The sequence below is a fragment of the Gemmata obscuriglobus genome (assembly GCF_008065095.1).
Classification (GTDB): domain Bacteria; phylum Planctomycetota; class Planctomycetia; order Gemmatales; family Gemmataceae; genus Gemmata; species Gemmata obscuriglobus.
In genome coordinates, this window is record NZ_CP042911.1 from 7,418,350 (window position 1) to 7,432,277 (window position 13,928).

Annotated in this window: 8 protein-coding genes; 6 read left to right on the forward strand and 2 right to left on the reverse strand. The window is 68.9% G+C overall.

What is annotated here, in order from left to right:
• Positions 1 to 286: 286 nt before the first annotated feature.
• The 4 genes from pilM (at position 287) to GobsT_RS30570 (ending at position 9,355) form a co-directional block, all read left to right on the forward strand.
• Complete coding sequence (pilM, locus tag GobsT_RS30550) at positions 287 to 2,758, forward strand: type IV pilus assembly protein PilM (RefSeq protein ID WP_010042944.1); 2,472 nt, start codon at positions 287 to 289, stop codon at positions 2,756 to 2,758.
• 222 nt (positions 2,759 to 2,980) lie between these two features.
• A complete protein-coding gene (locus tag GobsT_RS39075) occupies positions 2,981 to 5,134 on the forward strand; it encodes a hypothetical protein (protein ID WP_010042942.1) in 2,154 nt (717 codons plus the stop codon).
• Positions 5,135 to 5,269: 135 nt separating this feature from the next.
• Positions 5,270 to 7,801, forward strand: a complete 2,532-nt coding sequence (locus GobsT_RS39080) for a hypothetical protein (RefSeq protein WP_210418836.1) — start codon at positions 5,270 to 5,272, stop codon at positions 7,799 to 7,801.
• 261 nt (positions 7,802 to 8,062) lie between these two features.
• Positions 8,063 to 9,355 carry a hypothetical protein gene (locus GobsT_RS30570; RefSeq protein ID WP_010042936.1) on the forward strand — a complete coding sequence of 431 codons (1,293 nt, stop codon included), beginning with the start codon at positions 8,063 to 8,065 and terminating at the stop codon, positions 9,353 to 9,355.
• A 117-nt stretch (positions 9,356 to 9,472) separates the two neighbouring features.
• Here the strand turns inward: GobsT_RS30570 and GobsT_RS30575 are convergent, their stop codons facing one another.
• Together GobsT_RS30575 and GobsT_RS30580 are read right to left on the reverse strand one after the other, a co-directional pair.
• Complete coding sequence (locus GobsT_RS30575; protein WP_010042934.1) at positions 9,473 to 9,880, reverse strand: response regulator; 408 nt, start codon at positions 9,878 to 9,880, stop codon at positions 9,473 to 9,475.
• Between the two features lie 64 nt (positions 9,881 to 9,944).
• Complete coding sequence (locus tag GobsT_RS30580) at positions 9,945 to 10,898, reverse strand: dihydrodipicolinate synthase family protein (protein ID WP_010042933.1); 954 nt, start codon at positions 10,896 to 10,898, stop codon at positions 9,945 to 9,947.
• Positions 10,899 to 11,361: 463 nt separating this feature from the next.
• Here GobsT_RS30580 and GobsT_RS30585 point away from each other — a divergent pair, with 463 nt between their 5' ends.
• On the forward strand, positions 11,362 to 12,591 hold the full coding sequence (locus tag GobsT_RS30585; protein WP_010042930.1) for a hypothetical protein: 1,230 nt from the start codon (positions 11,362 to 11,364) through the stop codon (positions 12,589 to 12,591).
• Between the two features lie 127 nt (positions 12,592 to 12,718).
• Positions 12,719 to 13,861, forward strand: a complete 1,143-nt coding sequence (locus GobsT_RS30590) for an ISAs1 family transposase (protein WP_010037677.1) — start codon at positions 12,719 to 12,721, stop codon at positions 13,859 to 13,861.
• The last annotated feature ends 67 nt before the right edge of the window (positions 13,862 to 13,928 follow it).

Genomic DNA, 13,928 nt, shown 5'->3' on the forward strand with positions numbered 1-13,928 from the left:
GTCAAGGCAGGGGCTACACAGAAGTCTAATAACCGCCGGTTCAGACGTGTGTGTAAAACGGGTGAAATTAACGAACGCGTCTAACCCCGCGACTTGCGCCAACAATTTGCCCGTGCGTCCGTTGAGTTCGTTGACAGTGGCAGTGCGAGAGTGATACCGTGAACCCAACGGGCACCTCGCGGCCCGAACGCTTACGTCCCCCGCTCACCGCCGGCGCCACCCGCGCCCCGGACCGCCGAAACCTGGAGTCCGCGGGCGGTTCCGCCCGCACCCGGAGAACCGCAATATGGCCGTCGCGAAAGGGTACTGGGGTATCGACATCGGGCAGTGCGCCCTCAAAGCCCTTCGGCTGGAGCTGATCGACGGGAAGCCCACCGCGACCGCGTTCGACTACGTCGAGCACTCGAAGATCCTGTCCCAGCCGGACGCCGACGTGGACCTGCTGATCCGCGAGGCGCTCGACAAGTTCCTGTCGCGCAACAGCGTCAAGACCGATGAGGTGGCGATCGGGATCGCCGGGCAGTCGGGCCTGGCCCGGTTCGTGAAGCTGCCGCCGGTCGAAGAAAAGAAGATCGCGGAGATCGTCAAGTTCGAGGCCAAGCAGCAGATCCCATTCCCGCTTGATGAGGTGGAGTGGGACTTCCAGAAGATCGGCGGCGGCGAGGCGGTGGACGGGTTCGCGCTGGAGACCGAGATCGGCCTGTTCGCGATGAAGCGGGACGTGATCTCGCGGTACATGGGGTACTTCGCCGGCAGCAAGATCGAGGTCCACCTGATCCAGATGTCGCCGCTGGCGCTGGTCAACTTCGCCACCTACGAGCTGATCAAGCCGAAGGGCGACCCGGCCGCCGCCGAGGAGGACGACACCCCGCGGGGCAAGAGCCGCTGCACCGTGGTGATGGACGTGGGCACGGACGCGTCGAACCTGATCATCACCGACGGCGCGAAGATCATCTGGCAGCGGCCGATCCCGCTGGGCGGCAACAACTTCACCCGCGCGCTGACGAAGGAGCTGAAGCTCACGTTCGCCAAGGCCGAGCACCTCAAGCGGAACGCCGCCAAGAGCCCGGACATGGCGAGCATCCTCAAGGCGATCAAGCCGGTGCTCACCGACTTCGTCGGCGAGGTGCAGCGGTCGCTGGGGTACTTCACCAACACGCACCGCAACGCGCACGTCGCGCACATGGTGGGGCTGGGCAGCGCGTTCAAGCTCCCGGGCCTCCAGAAGTACCTGGCGGACAAGCTGTCGCTGGAGGTGAAGAAGCCGGCCCGGTTCGAGAAGCTGACCGGCGACGCGGTGCTCAGCGACCCGCTGTTCCAGGAGAACCTGCTCACGTTCCCGATCGCCTACGGGCTGGCCCTGCAGGGCCTCGGGCAGGCGCGGCTCACCACCAACCTGCTGCCCCAGAGCATCCGGATGGACCGCGTGATCCGCTCGAAGAAGCCGTACGCGGCGGCGGCGGCGGCGACCCTGCTGCTGGGGCTGGGCGGCATGGCGGCCGGCTTCTCCAGCCCGCACGCGGCCCTGACCGACAAGAACGTCGACAAGGGCATCCAGATGACCAAGGACGCCGGGAGCAAGTACTCGGCCCAGGAGAGCTCGTTCAGCACCAAGCTGGCCGAGAAGAACAAGAAGCAGGACGAGACCAAGCTCATCATCGCCGGGCAGGAGGAGCGGCTCAACTGGCCGCGGTTCACGGAGGTGCTCACCGCCAGCCTGCCGCGCCCCGGGCTCGAGAAGGACGGCGGCAACCTCACCGAGGTGGGCGGCACCGTCAACGACAGCCCGGACCTCCCGCCCATCGACCAGACGAGGCTGTGGAACGGGGCGACGGGCCAGAAGGCGTACGACTGGTTCGTGCAGCGGATGAGCGAGGGGGTGCCCATCGAGCGGGCCATTGAGGACTCCAACTCGAAGTACCCCGAGGCGCTCGCGTTCCTGAACATCGAAACCGTCCACACCCGCTGGGTGACCAACGCGTCCGCGTTCCTCGCCGCCGCCGACGACCAAGTGCAGTTGCGGTTCGGCAACCCGATCGCGGACTGGATGAAGAACGACGAGCGGGAGAAGGACGCCGAGAAGGGGCGGTGGAAGCCGAAGGCGGCCGAGGGCGGGGCGTGGGTGATCGAGGTACGCGGGTACACGGACCACACCGGCGGCCGGCGGTTCATCGAGCAGTCGCTGCTCCGCAACCTGCAGCGGCTCGACGAGTTCGCCAAGAAAGATAAGCTGGGCCGAGAAAAGGTGGGCGAGTTCATCGTGGGGGTGCCCGACCCGGTGAAGGGGAAAACGAGCCACGCGTTCGTGTACGGGGTGTGGCCCGTCTACAACCCGCAGCCCGGCCAGTTCGTCAACATCGGGCGCGGCTCGTACCTGGACGGGTTGGTGGGCGGGGCCGGGGCGGGCGGCCCGGGTGGCTTCGGAGGCCCCGGCGGCTTCGGCAGCCCCGGCGGCGGGGACGGTGAAACGGGGCGGGGGTCGCTCGGCCCGCCCCCGCCCAGCAGCATGGGTCCCGGCGCGATGCCCGGCGGCATGGGCTCGGGATCGGGCGCAGACGGCGCGACGGCCGCGCCCGTGGCCCTCGCCCCCGCGTGGAGCGGGTTGGGCCGGAGCGGCGGGGCCGCCGGGGCGCCGGCGGGCGTCGCCAAGCGGCCGCCCGGCGAGGTCAAGACCCGGTTCGAGTTCGTCGTGATGATGCTCTGGCGCGAGCCGACCCCGTCCACCCCGGCTGCTGCGGCGGCGGCGACAACGCCGTGACGCCAGAAAACGGGGAAACGAACCGGAATTGATCCCGAGCCGGCGACGGCCCGGGCGGCGGCAGGAGCCGGCGGGCAGACAGCCCCCGGAGCCGCCCCGCTCCGAGTGCGGCGCGGCTCCGCTTCGAATTCGTTACGGCGCCCGCGCCCATTATCGAGCCACAAAACACCCGCCGCTCTGCGGCCGCCCGTTGCCGAACACCGCCTAGTGAGGTTCGCAGGCATGAAAAGCGAAAGTCCGGTCAAGAAGCACCACTTCTGGATCCTCTGCGGCGTGGTCCCGCTCGTCACGCTCATCGGTGTGCTCGTGGTGGACGCCAAGGTGGGCAGCCGGATCGATGCCCGCCAGAAGGACATCACCGACGCCGAGAGCGACATCGGCAAGAAACAGAACGTCAAGCCGGTCAAGCTCATCAGCGAGCTCGACAAGATCTCCGCACTGGTGGAGCGGAAGCAGGGCGACCTGCACAAAGAGAACTGGGAGCAGCAGAAGGCCCTGTTCAGTTGGCCCGGCCGCTCCGAACGGTTCAAGCAGTTGGAAGACCGCCAGCTCCCGTTCGGCAGCAACCTCCCGGACCTGACCGCGCTCCACGGCGAGTTCCAGAAGGCCGAGACCTACCTGCACGAGTACTCGTCGGCGAGCGTCCGGCCCGACGGCACGGTCTCGCCGGGCACCGGGATGGCCGACCTGATGGCCCCGACCCAGTTCAACGGCGGCTGGCAGAGCGTGCTGCGGCACGTCAACGACTTCGGCCAGGTGTTCATCACGAAGGACCAGGCGTGGCTGATCCTTGAAGACATGTGGGTGCAGCGGTCCCTCCTGGCCGGGCTACGCTCCGTGAACACCGAGATGGGGAAGTTCGAGCCGGTAAAAACCAACGACGGGGGCAAAGGCGCGGCGAACCAGACCAAGGCCCGGAAGTTCCGCAACCGCATCTGGGAGGTGGAACTGGACATCGTGCCCGGGGACACCAACGGGCAGTTGCGCCTCGTCGGCAGCCTCACCAACATATCGGAACGGCTCCAGTTGTTCGGCAAGTCACCGGACGGCGGCAACGGCATGGCCCTGAACGTGTGGCTGTCCAGCAACCCCAGCGCCCAGCCGGTGGTGTTCAAGATCGGCGGCGACTTCCTGCCCGGGCGGGGGGCCGTGAAAACCGTCCCCAAAGACGGGGGGGCGCAGACGGTGCCGGCCAACGTGAAGGTTGTCGGGACGGGGCAAGACAAGGACCTTAACATCCTGCCCCCCGAGATCACTCTCGATCGGGCCGAAATCGTGCGCGTCGAACAGATCTATGACGTGCGCACCGTGCCCCTCAAGCGGATCGACTGGCTGGTGATCGGCAACCAGGCCGCGGTCGACGCTCGCAACGTCGAACCGATCGCCACCACCGGACTGCTGATGCCGCTCTCCACCGCCAACGGCGGCCTGTTCTCCGAGGCGTTCACCAAGGACCCGAACGCGGTCGACCCGAACGCTCCGGGCGGTTCCGGGTCGATGGGTCCTGGCGGGGCCGCGATGCCGGGCGGCCCCGCGATGCCGGGCGGCCCCGCGATGCCGGGCGGGCCGGGGCGCGGCATGCCGGGCGCGATCGACGGAGGGATGAGCGGCCCGGGTGGAGCCGGTGGGGCCGCCGGTGCCGCCCGGGCGATCGGTGGCGGGCCGCTGGCCGCGATCGCCGACGGGAACAAGAAGCGGTATCTGGCCGTGACCCAGCAGGTGCGCCGGATGCCGGTCGCGGTGGTGGTGGTGATCGACCAGGCGTACATCCAGGACGTACTCTTGGCCTTGTCGAACTCCCCGCTGCGGTTCCAGATCACCCAGGTGAACTGGACGCGGTTCCGCGGCAGCCTGGAAGGGCTGGGGATCACCCCGGGTTCCGGCGGGGGCGGCAACATTGACTACGGGAGCGGCGGTCCGGCGTCGTTCGGCGAGGAGTTCGGGCGGGGGGGCGGGGGCATCGGCCCGGGGCCGGGGCGTCCGCTCGGGGCCGGTGGAACCGGGTTGCCCAGCCCGATGGGTCCCGGCGGCTTTCCGGGGCCGGGTAGCCTGCCAGGAGGTCCGGGTAGCATGCCCGGAGGGCCTTTCGGTGGCCCCCCGGGTGGCTCGTCAGGCTACCCCGGTGGGGGCGGTTCTTCGGTGATGAGCGAATCGCAGATCACCTCGGGGCTCGTCGAGTTGAGCGTGTACGGGGTCGTCTCACTGTACGAAGCTCCCAAGGCCCCCGCGCCGGACGCGACCGCCGCGCCGAATACGTCGGCACCGAACACACCCGCGCCGATGCCGCCGGTGCCGAACACGCCCGCGCCAAACACCCCCGCGCCGAATACGCCGGCGCCCAACGCCCCCAAGATGCGCCGCCGCGTCCGTCGGTGACGCCACGCCTCCCGCGCCCGGCGCGGGAGCCCGCGAATCACAATCGACCCCAACCGGCTCCAACATTCCCCGGGCGCCCCCCGTTAATCAACCGGCGACCCGGGCGCGAACACCGGCCCACACGAGGGACCAACCGTGGCGAAAGCGAAGATCAAATTCGACCCGAAGGACTTCTTGCTCAAAAAGGGCGAGTACCTGGTGATGGGAGTGGCCGGCTTTTGCCTGGTCGTGCTGCTCATCTGGGGTGTGACCAAGTGGAGCAGCGCCAAGGACCCCACCGAGATCGCCAGTAAGCTCGCCCAAAGTGCCAACAACCTCACGCAGAAGATCCAGAACGATTCGGCTTCGCCCAAGGACCTGGAAGAGATCCAGCCGCTCCCGTTCATCGTCAAGCCGCCGATCAACAAGCCGGCGAAGATCAGCGACTTCCCGATCCAGGTGCCGCTGTTCGACCCGACGGCGCAGCCGAACACGAAGCGGGAAAACCCGTTCGTGCTCACCGTGGGGGAGTACCAGGTGGACCTTACCCGGTCCGCGATGCCCGGGTACGACATCATCTACAACAACGACAACGAGCCGCTGATCGCGGTGCTCGCCACCAAGGTCAAGAACCCGCTGGACGCGGCCAAAATCAAGCAGGTGGGGGACGTTCTCAAAAACAAGGGAATACAAGGCAAGAAGGTGACCAAGCAGCCGCAGCAACCGCAGCCGGGGGGGCAGTTCGGCCCCGGCGGTTCGCCCGGGCAGTTCGGCCCCGGCGGACCGGGCGGGTTTCCCGGACAGGTCGGCCCCGGCGGATCGCCCGGGCTGGGTGGTCCGGGGCGCGGCGGACCGCCGGGGGCGGGCGGTGAAGGCCCGATGCCCGGGTCGCCGTTCGGCATGCCCGGCGGCATGTTCGACAACAACGGCCGACGCAACGATGAAGGTCGGGTGCTCACCTACGTGCCGCTGGCGGACATCGACAAGGAACTCGCGGCCGGCCGGAACCCGGCGCTGACCGTGATCCCGGTGCGGCTGGTCACCATCCACGCGGCGGTGCCCTACAAGCAGCAACTGGAGGAGGCGCGGCGGGCGTTGCGCCTGTCGTCCCCGGTGCCGATCCCGGACGGCAAGGGCGGGTTCCGGAACCAGGCCGAACTCGACGCCGCCGAAGCCGAGGCCCGGCGCTTTGTGTGGTACGACGGGTTCGACATCCAGCGCCGCGAAACGCAGGTCATGAGCGACGGGCAGGTGCGAGTCATTCAGGAGTGGGGCGAGGTGGTGCCCAAGGACAACCGGTCCGACTTCAACTACAAGTTCGAAGAGAAGTACATCGAGAAGATCCACACCCGGGCCGTCGGGCACCACTACGACGAGGGCTTCCTCCCGTATTTCCTGAAGCCCGAGATGATGCTGTCGATGCCGATGCCGCTCCTGGCCCCGGACCTGAAAGTGAAGTACCCCGAGATCCGGCTCAAGTCGATCACCGACAACATCAAGAAGCTGGAGGACGCCGCCAAGCCCAAGGTGACGGCGTCAGAGCTGGCGAAGCAGTTGCAAGGCCAGACCTCGAGGATCGGCCTCTACGGCGGGTCGACGAACACTGCCGGCCTGTTCGGCAACGGCGGCGACTCGTTCGGCGGGGTGAGCATGCCGGGCGGCTCCCCGGGGGCGATGCCGGGCGGGCCGATGGGCATTCGTCCGGGTCCGGGCGGTTCGCCGGGAGCGCCGCCGCTGCCGGGCGGTTCCAGCGGCCCGGGCGGGCCCGGCGGCCCCGGCGGGTTCGGCTTCGGCGCCGGCGGCCCCCCGCCGGTCGAGGTCGAGAACTTCCTGCTCCGGTTCGTGGACTGTGACGTGCAACCCGGGCGCACCTACCAGTACCGCGTCCGGCTCAAGATGCAGAACCCGAACTACCAGCAGGACAAGCTGGTCGCCGACCCGGCGTCCGCCAAGGTGCAGGTGCTGTACAGCAAATGGAAGCAGCTCGACCGGCCGATCACGGTGCCGCCCGAATCGTTCCTGTACGCGTACGACACGAAGGCGTACCGCGAGAACACCGAAACCGAGTACGCCGGCCAGAAAGAGCTGCTGAAGCGGCTCCAGTTGCAGGACCACCAAGCGGTCGTGCAAATGGCCTCCTGGATGGAACAGGTGCGCACCGAGTCCGGCGGCAAACGCGAGCCGGTGGGCGCGTGGGTGATGGCCGAAATGCCGGTGGGCCGGTGCGAGTACATCGGCCGCAAGCAGTTCGTGAAGCTGCCGCTGTGGTCGTCCGAATCGCAACCGCCCCAGTACGTGCTCCGCGAGGTGCCCGAGAAGATCATTCCGGCGAAGGGCAAGGAGGCGCCGCAGCCGAAGGGCTGGCTGGTGGACTTCTCTACCAAGTCGATCCTGGTGGACTTCGAAGGCGGCCGGGTGAAGAGCCGGTTCACCATCGGGTTCGACGACAAGGGCAACCTGATGAACAGGACCCGGGCGGTCGACGAGGACGCGTCTACGGAGATGTTGATTGTGCGCCCGAATGGCGAACTGCTGGTGCGCAGCAGCCGGGCGGACGAGAACGACGAGAACCGCACCGACATTGCCTCGAAATGGACCGACTGGCTGAAGATGGTCGAGTCCCGGAGGATCGGTGGTGGCGGGATGGGCGACGAGAACAACCCGTTCGGGCCGAAAAAGCAGCCATAACCTTGCGGTCTTGACCGCCAGCGAGCGCCGCCGGAAGTTCCGGCGGCGTTTTTTATTCACTTGGCCGCCCGGCCCGGTTGCCGTCCGTGGCGAGCGGCGCGGTGCCGGCACGCCGCGGACGGCACCGCGCACCGACGGGCGCAAATGCCGGGCCGTTCGATCGATCACACGGCACACCGTCCCTTCTCCTTGCCGCTCATGGTCGTACACTGGCAGCACGAAGGAATCCACTCGCCCTCACGATGGAGCGGGCCGCCCCGCATGCCGATCGTTCTGTCCCTCACCGGCCACCTGAACCCGCCCGAGCGGCTCGCGCGCGACGCGGTCCGGGACTGGCTCAGCCGCGCCGCGGTCTGGTTCGAGGGGGTCGGGGACGTGGTGCTCGACGCCCGCGTGGTCCGCGACGGCGAAGACCGGCCGGTTCTGCTGGTGCTCCTGCACCCGGCGGCGCCCGCGGCCGAGATCCGGCTCGGGGCCAGCGGGAAGGTCCGCGTGACCGCGATCACGACGCCCGCCGGGCCGGGGTATCACATCCACCTGTGCGGGCTGCTGCGCCGGCTGGCGACCGAGTTCCGCTTCGCGCTGCCCCTCGACGACTGCACCGACCCCACAAACTACTTCCAGTCCCGCGACCGCGGGCGGTGCGAGCAGGCGTTCCTCCGCTGGCTCGCCGACGCGTGCGCCGCCGGCGCCACGAGCCCCGGGCTGCCCCCGAACCACGGGTACAGTCACCCGGGCGAGGTGCTCACGCCGCTGGGGCCGCGGTCGCGGGCGTGGCGCGACCAGGTCGCCGCCGACCCGGCGCGCGGGCGCGAGTTCTTCCCGTGGTGGGCGCCGGACCTCGACCCGGCGTTCTACCGGGACCGCGCGCTGGTGCGCCTCTGGTGCGACTTCCCGTGGCGTCCGCCGCTGTCGGAAGAAGAGGGCGAACTGGCGGACCAGATCGCCAACGACCTCGCCAGCGCGTTCAAACTCGATCCCGGGGCGGAGCTGCCCTGGGCGGAGTGGCTCGAACTGCTTACCGCGATCCGCGGCGACGAGGACGGGTACTGCGTCACGCCCGACGACGCCGGGCTGAGCATCGAACTGTGGAAGCACCTCGGCCCGCTCCCGGCGCCCGCGAAAGAGCGGATCGGGTACCGGCGCTACCCGGTCCGCGTGCAGCTCGACGGCGGGTGGTCGGTGGAGGTGCCCGGCGAGTTGCTCCGCGAGCGGAACGACGACCGCACCTGGACCGCATGGGACGGCACACGGACGGTGTGGTTCCAGGCGCTCCGGTTCACCAAGAAGGACGGCGCCCAGCCGACCGCGGCCGAAACCGCCGAGGTGGGCCGCAAGAGTTTACCCGAAGGGGAGGCGCTCGCCCCGCTCGACCGCGACGGGCTGCGCGGCGAGGCGGTGTTCGGGGTGGTGGAGGAGGACGGCCGACGGCTGTGGCGGCTGAGCGGCGTGACCGGTGCGTCCGGCGAACTGGCGGTGTGCAACGTGTACGTCGAGAGCGAGGCCGACCGCGACTGGGCCGTGCGCACCTGGCACTCACTCCGGCACGCCTGACGTGAGCGACGACGTTCCAGGCGTCTCAAGCTCCAAACGCGGGGTCGGGAGCCCGGCGCAGCAAAAGTCCGAACGGCCGTGCGGCGAGTGTCCCAACTTGGACGTGCTCAATGCGGCTCACCGCGGGGCGTACACCATCGCCGCACGGACCGCCGCGACCAACTGGTCGCGCAGGAACGGCTTGGCCAGATACCCGTCGGCCCCGTGGCGCGGTAAGTCCTCTTCCGGCCGGCCGCTCATCAGCACGAACTTGACGTGCGGCGCCAGGGCGCGCAACTCGGACATCAGCTCGACCCCGCTGCGGTCCGGGAGCGAGACGTCCAGCAGCGCCACAGAGAAAGGGCGGTCCGCGAGGCCCACCCGCCGGACCGCGTCGGCCGCGTCCCCGACCGCATCAACCAGGAAGCCGGCGCGCTCCAGCATCACCCGCGCGATCATCCGGATGCTGGGCTCGTCGTCCACAACCAGAACGCGCGGGCGTGGGAGCAGGGTCGTCGGGAGCGGGGTGCAATCGTTGAGGGCCATCTCGGGCGTCCTCCTCTTGTGGGCCAATTACGACCGCGCGGCCGGGGAGCAGCGGCCGGGCCGATCAAAGTCCGAGCTGCCCCGCGATCCCGCGGAGCAGCTCACGGTCCGAATCCGGTCGGGTCGGGCTGCGCGGGTGGGTCGCGTCGCACCCGATCCACCCGCGCAACTTCAGAAACATGGCGGCCGAGTGCTTGTACGCCGGGACCGGGCCGCGGAAGGCGAGAAACCCGAGGTACTGGAGCACGTCGTTCAGCTCGTAGAACCGGATGTCCCCGGTAAGCCAGTACGAGTCCCGGAGCGCGAACAGGTCGGGGGCGAAGGTGCTGAGCCCGAGCAGGTAGTCGCTGCCGTACGCGACCATGTCGACGGCCAGGTCGTTGCCGGTGAACACTTTGAACCCCGGCCGCACCGCGTCGCGCAACACGAGCCGCTGCCATTCCGCCTCGCGGTTCAGGGACGAGTGTTTCGCCCCGACGCAGCGGCGCACGCCCATGAGTCCCCGATACACATCAAGGTCGTATATCCGCCCGAACGGCGCGAACATCGTGCCCAATTCGAACGCGATGAACGAGTCGCACCCCGCACCCAGCGCCTCGTACGCCGCGACCAGTTCCGGCCCGGGCAGCGCGGTGAGCCCGTGGCTCTGGAAGATGACCGGCGTGCCGCCGCGCGCCACAACCTCTGCGGCCGCGCGCTGATACCCAGATAAATCGAACGCATCCCCCGGTGCGTCAGAAATAAATGTGCCCGCCACAAAGTTTTTTCCGCCGAGAGCGGAACGAGTGGCGTCCAGCACCGCAATTTTCTGGTCGGGCGTTAGCAGGTTGACGAACCCGGTGTCCATGTTCACGGCCGGCGTCAGCCCGGCCTCGGCGGTGCGCACGCAGTGCGCCGCGAACGCCGGCCAGTCGATGTCACCGGAACTCGTGAACGGGAGCAGGATCGCCGAAATGCCGGTGATCTTCCGCTTCGGGCGGAGCAGCGCGAGTGGGTCGACCGGCGGAACGTTGGTCATCGGCATCTCACCGGGAGCGTGTTCAGCGGGCTCATCGTACCGCCCCTGGTCCGCGCCTGGAACGAAGATCCCGCGGGTTCCTGCACCGCGGGCGTGCGAACCGCGTGAGCGTTTGCGATCGCGAGTGGTCCTTTTTATATTGTTCGCCACAGCTCGCGCGTGCCCGGACGAAGCATTCGCATTTCTTTCTCATAAGAAGAGCGGCCGCCGGGTTGCGGCCCCGGATCTTCCTCCACACAACAATTGAACCGACACGTCGGCCCCCGCACGCGAACGCACGCCGAATCGCGGCACCCGTCCGGCCCGCACGTCGCGTACATCTTGCCCACATTCCGCCGCAATTCCCCTATCTTCCGCGACCCGGGGTCAACCGGCGCATCCGGGCCGGACGATTCATTCGCTACGCACGGACGCCCGCAGCGCCACGGACGGCGACACGGGCACGCTGCAAGGAGGCAATGACATGACCCGTTGGTTCAGCAAGCGGTGGGCGTGGGCCGCGGCGGTCGGCGCCACCATGACCGTGTCGCTCGCGGCGGTCGGTGCGGACGCGCCGCCCCAGAAGGTCGGCGCGACTATCTCGCTCGACATCGACGGCAAGGGCGAGCGCCAGTTTAAGGTGGTCAAGTGCGAGAAGCAGGCGGACGGCTCCTACCACTCCGAACTCAAGGACACCAAGTCCGGGGAGACGATCACGCTCGTGGACCAACCGGACGCGGCCCCCGCGAAGGGAACCGGTGCGCCGGAGCCGGCCAAGCCCGTCGAGCCGCCGAAGGCGAAGCCGCGGACCAATGACCCGCTGACCCCGCCGCTCGCGGCAGCGATGCCCGATGCCGCGAAAGACAAAGAGAAGGACAAGGAAAAAGAGAAAGACAAGCGACCGATTCTGGGTCGCGTGTTCGGCGACCGGGACAAGTCCCCGGAACCGAACGAACCGGCGAAGAAGCCCGGGCTGTTCACCCGCGTCTTCGGTCCGAAGAAGGCGCCGGGGGCAAACGCGCCCGCCATGACGGCGCCGGCAGGCGCCAAGCCGACGAGCGCAACACCGCCGGCCGTGATCCCAACCCCCGCGGGAGGACTGACCGGCGGGAGCACCACGGCCGAGCCGCCGCGCGTGATGCCGACGAGGCCTGTAACGCCACCACCGGCGACGACGGCACCGAGCATCCCGGCACCCGCACCGGCGGTGTCAACACCGTCGATCCCCGCCCCGCTCCCGGCGGCGCCGGCAACGACCGCGCCGCCGTCGATCCCACTGCCGCTGCCGGCCCCTCCGGCCGGCGGGAGCGGGCTGCCGCCGATCCCGATTCCGCCCGGCGGGACGTCGTCAACGAAGCCGCTCCAGGTCGTGGTGCCGGCGGGGTACGTCCCGGCACAAGTGGCGTTCGACCGCGACGTGGAGCCGTTCGTGATCGCCCTTCAATCGATGGCGGCCCCGTCGGCGCGGCTGACGGCCGCGAAGGGTTTGGCCGAGGGCAGGCACGGCTCGACGGACGGGGTGAAGGCGGTACTGTTCAAGGCCGCCCAGGCGGACCCGTGCGGCGAGGTGCGGGCGGCGTGCATCGCCCACCTGTGCAAACTCGGGTACTTCGACCAGCAGTTCCTGGGCCACATCCAAACGGCGTGCGGCGACCCGGACCAGCAAGTGAGCGCGGCCGCCAAGGACGCGTGCGCGAAGATGTTGCGGAAGTGATGCCCTCGCGTGCCCCGTCGCTTCAAGTCTGTTGACTGTGCGTGCCACCCGCCCGTGTAGGGCTCACGCACTATGAAGTGGTGGCCGTGTAAGGGTTTGTGCGTATCGCGGGGTCAGGAGGACACCGATGGCTTTGCCCCTGACCAGCGTCTTTGCGGACCTGCCGGACCCGCGAACCGAGACGGCGAACAAGATCCACACGCTGACGGACATCCTGACCATCGCCACCTGTGCGGTGATCGCCGGGGCCGAGGGATGGGAGGACATCGCCGAGTACGGCCGTTCTAAGGAAGCCTTCTTCCGCCGGTTCCTCGAGCTCAAGAACGGCGTCCCGAGCCACGACACCTTCTACCGGGTGTTCACCAAGCTCGACCCCGACGCCTTCGCCGACCGGTTCGCCCGATGGACGGCCGAGGTGTGCGAGGCGACCGGGCTGACCCGACCCGACATCGACGGTCCGACCCACGTCGCGGTGGACGGGAAGAGCGCCCGCCGGTCCGCCAAGCCGACGTTCTCCGGGTGCCTGCACCTGGTCGAGGTGTGGGACATCGGGAGCAACCTGATCCTCGGCCAGCGGTCGGTGCCCGAGGGCGGGCACGAGATCACCACGTTCCGGGACGTGCTCGCCACCCTGGACCTGACGGGGGCGGTGGTGACGCTGGACGCCGCCGGGTGCCAGACCGAGACGCTGGAGGTGATCCGGGCGCGGGGCGGGGAGTACGTGGTGTGCGTGAAGGGGAACCAACCGACCCTGCGGGACGCCATCGCCGGGGTGTTCGACCGGGCCGGCGAAGCAGAATTCGCCGGGTGCGACGGGCACACGTCGGTGACCGACGCGCACGGCCGGCACGAGGAGCGGAATGTGACGGTGGTGCACGACCCAGACGGGCTGCCGGCCGGTTGGGCGGGTGTCGGCTCGGTCGCGTTGGTGTGCCGGGACCGGCAGGTGAAGGGGAAGGCGAACGAGAGCACCGCCCACTACTACCTGAGCAGCCTGCGGGTCGGCGCGGCCGAGCTGGCCGGGTACATCCGCGGGCACTGGCACATCGAGTCGATGCACTGGGTTCTGGACGTGGCGTTCCGGGAGGACGAGAGCCGGACGCGAGTCGGGCACGCGGGTGCCAACCTGGGGATGATCCGGCGGGTGGCCGTGTCCCTGCTCAAGCGCGCCGGGAAGAAGGGGAGTATCCACACCCGACGGCTCCGGGCCGGATGGGACGACCAGTACATGGCTCAAGTGCTCCAAGGACTCTCCACGCATAGTGCGTAAGCCCTACCCGCCCGTGTGAACCGGCGGGTGGTCCATTGCGGTGTCCTGATCCCGCAACCAATTCCCT

Coding starts and splice junctions, on each gene's coding strand:
- pilM (WP_010042944.1), top strand. CDS start 287: ATGGCCGTCGCGAAAGGGTACTGGGGTATCGACATCGGGCAGTGCGCC.
- GobsT_RS39075 (WP_010042942.1), top strand. CDS start 2,981: ATGAAAAGCGAAAGTCCGGTCAAGAAGCACCACTTCTGGATCCTCTGC.
- GobsT_RS30570 (WP_010042936.1), top strand. CDS start 8,063: ATGCCGATCGTTCTGTCCCTCACCGGCCACCTGAACCCGCCCGAGCGG.
- GobsT_RS30575 (WP_010042934.1), bottom strand. CDS start 9,880: ATGGCCCTCAACGATTGCACCCCGCTCCCGACGACCCTGCTCCCACGC.
- GobsT_RS30580 (WP_010042933.1), bottom strand. CDS start 10,898: ATGACCAACGTTCCGCCGGTCGACCCACTCGCGCTGCTCCGCCCGAAG.
- GobsT_RS30585 (WP_010042930.1), top strand. CDS start 11,362: ATGACCCGTTGGTTCAGCAAGCGGTGGGCGTGGGCCGCGGCGGTCGGC.
- GobsT_RS30590 (WP_010037677.1), top strand. CDS start 12,719: ATGGCTTTGCCCCTGACCAGCGTCTTTGCGGACCTGCCGGACCCGCGA.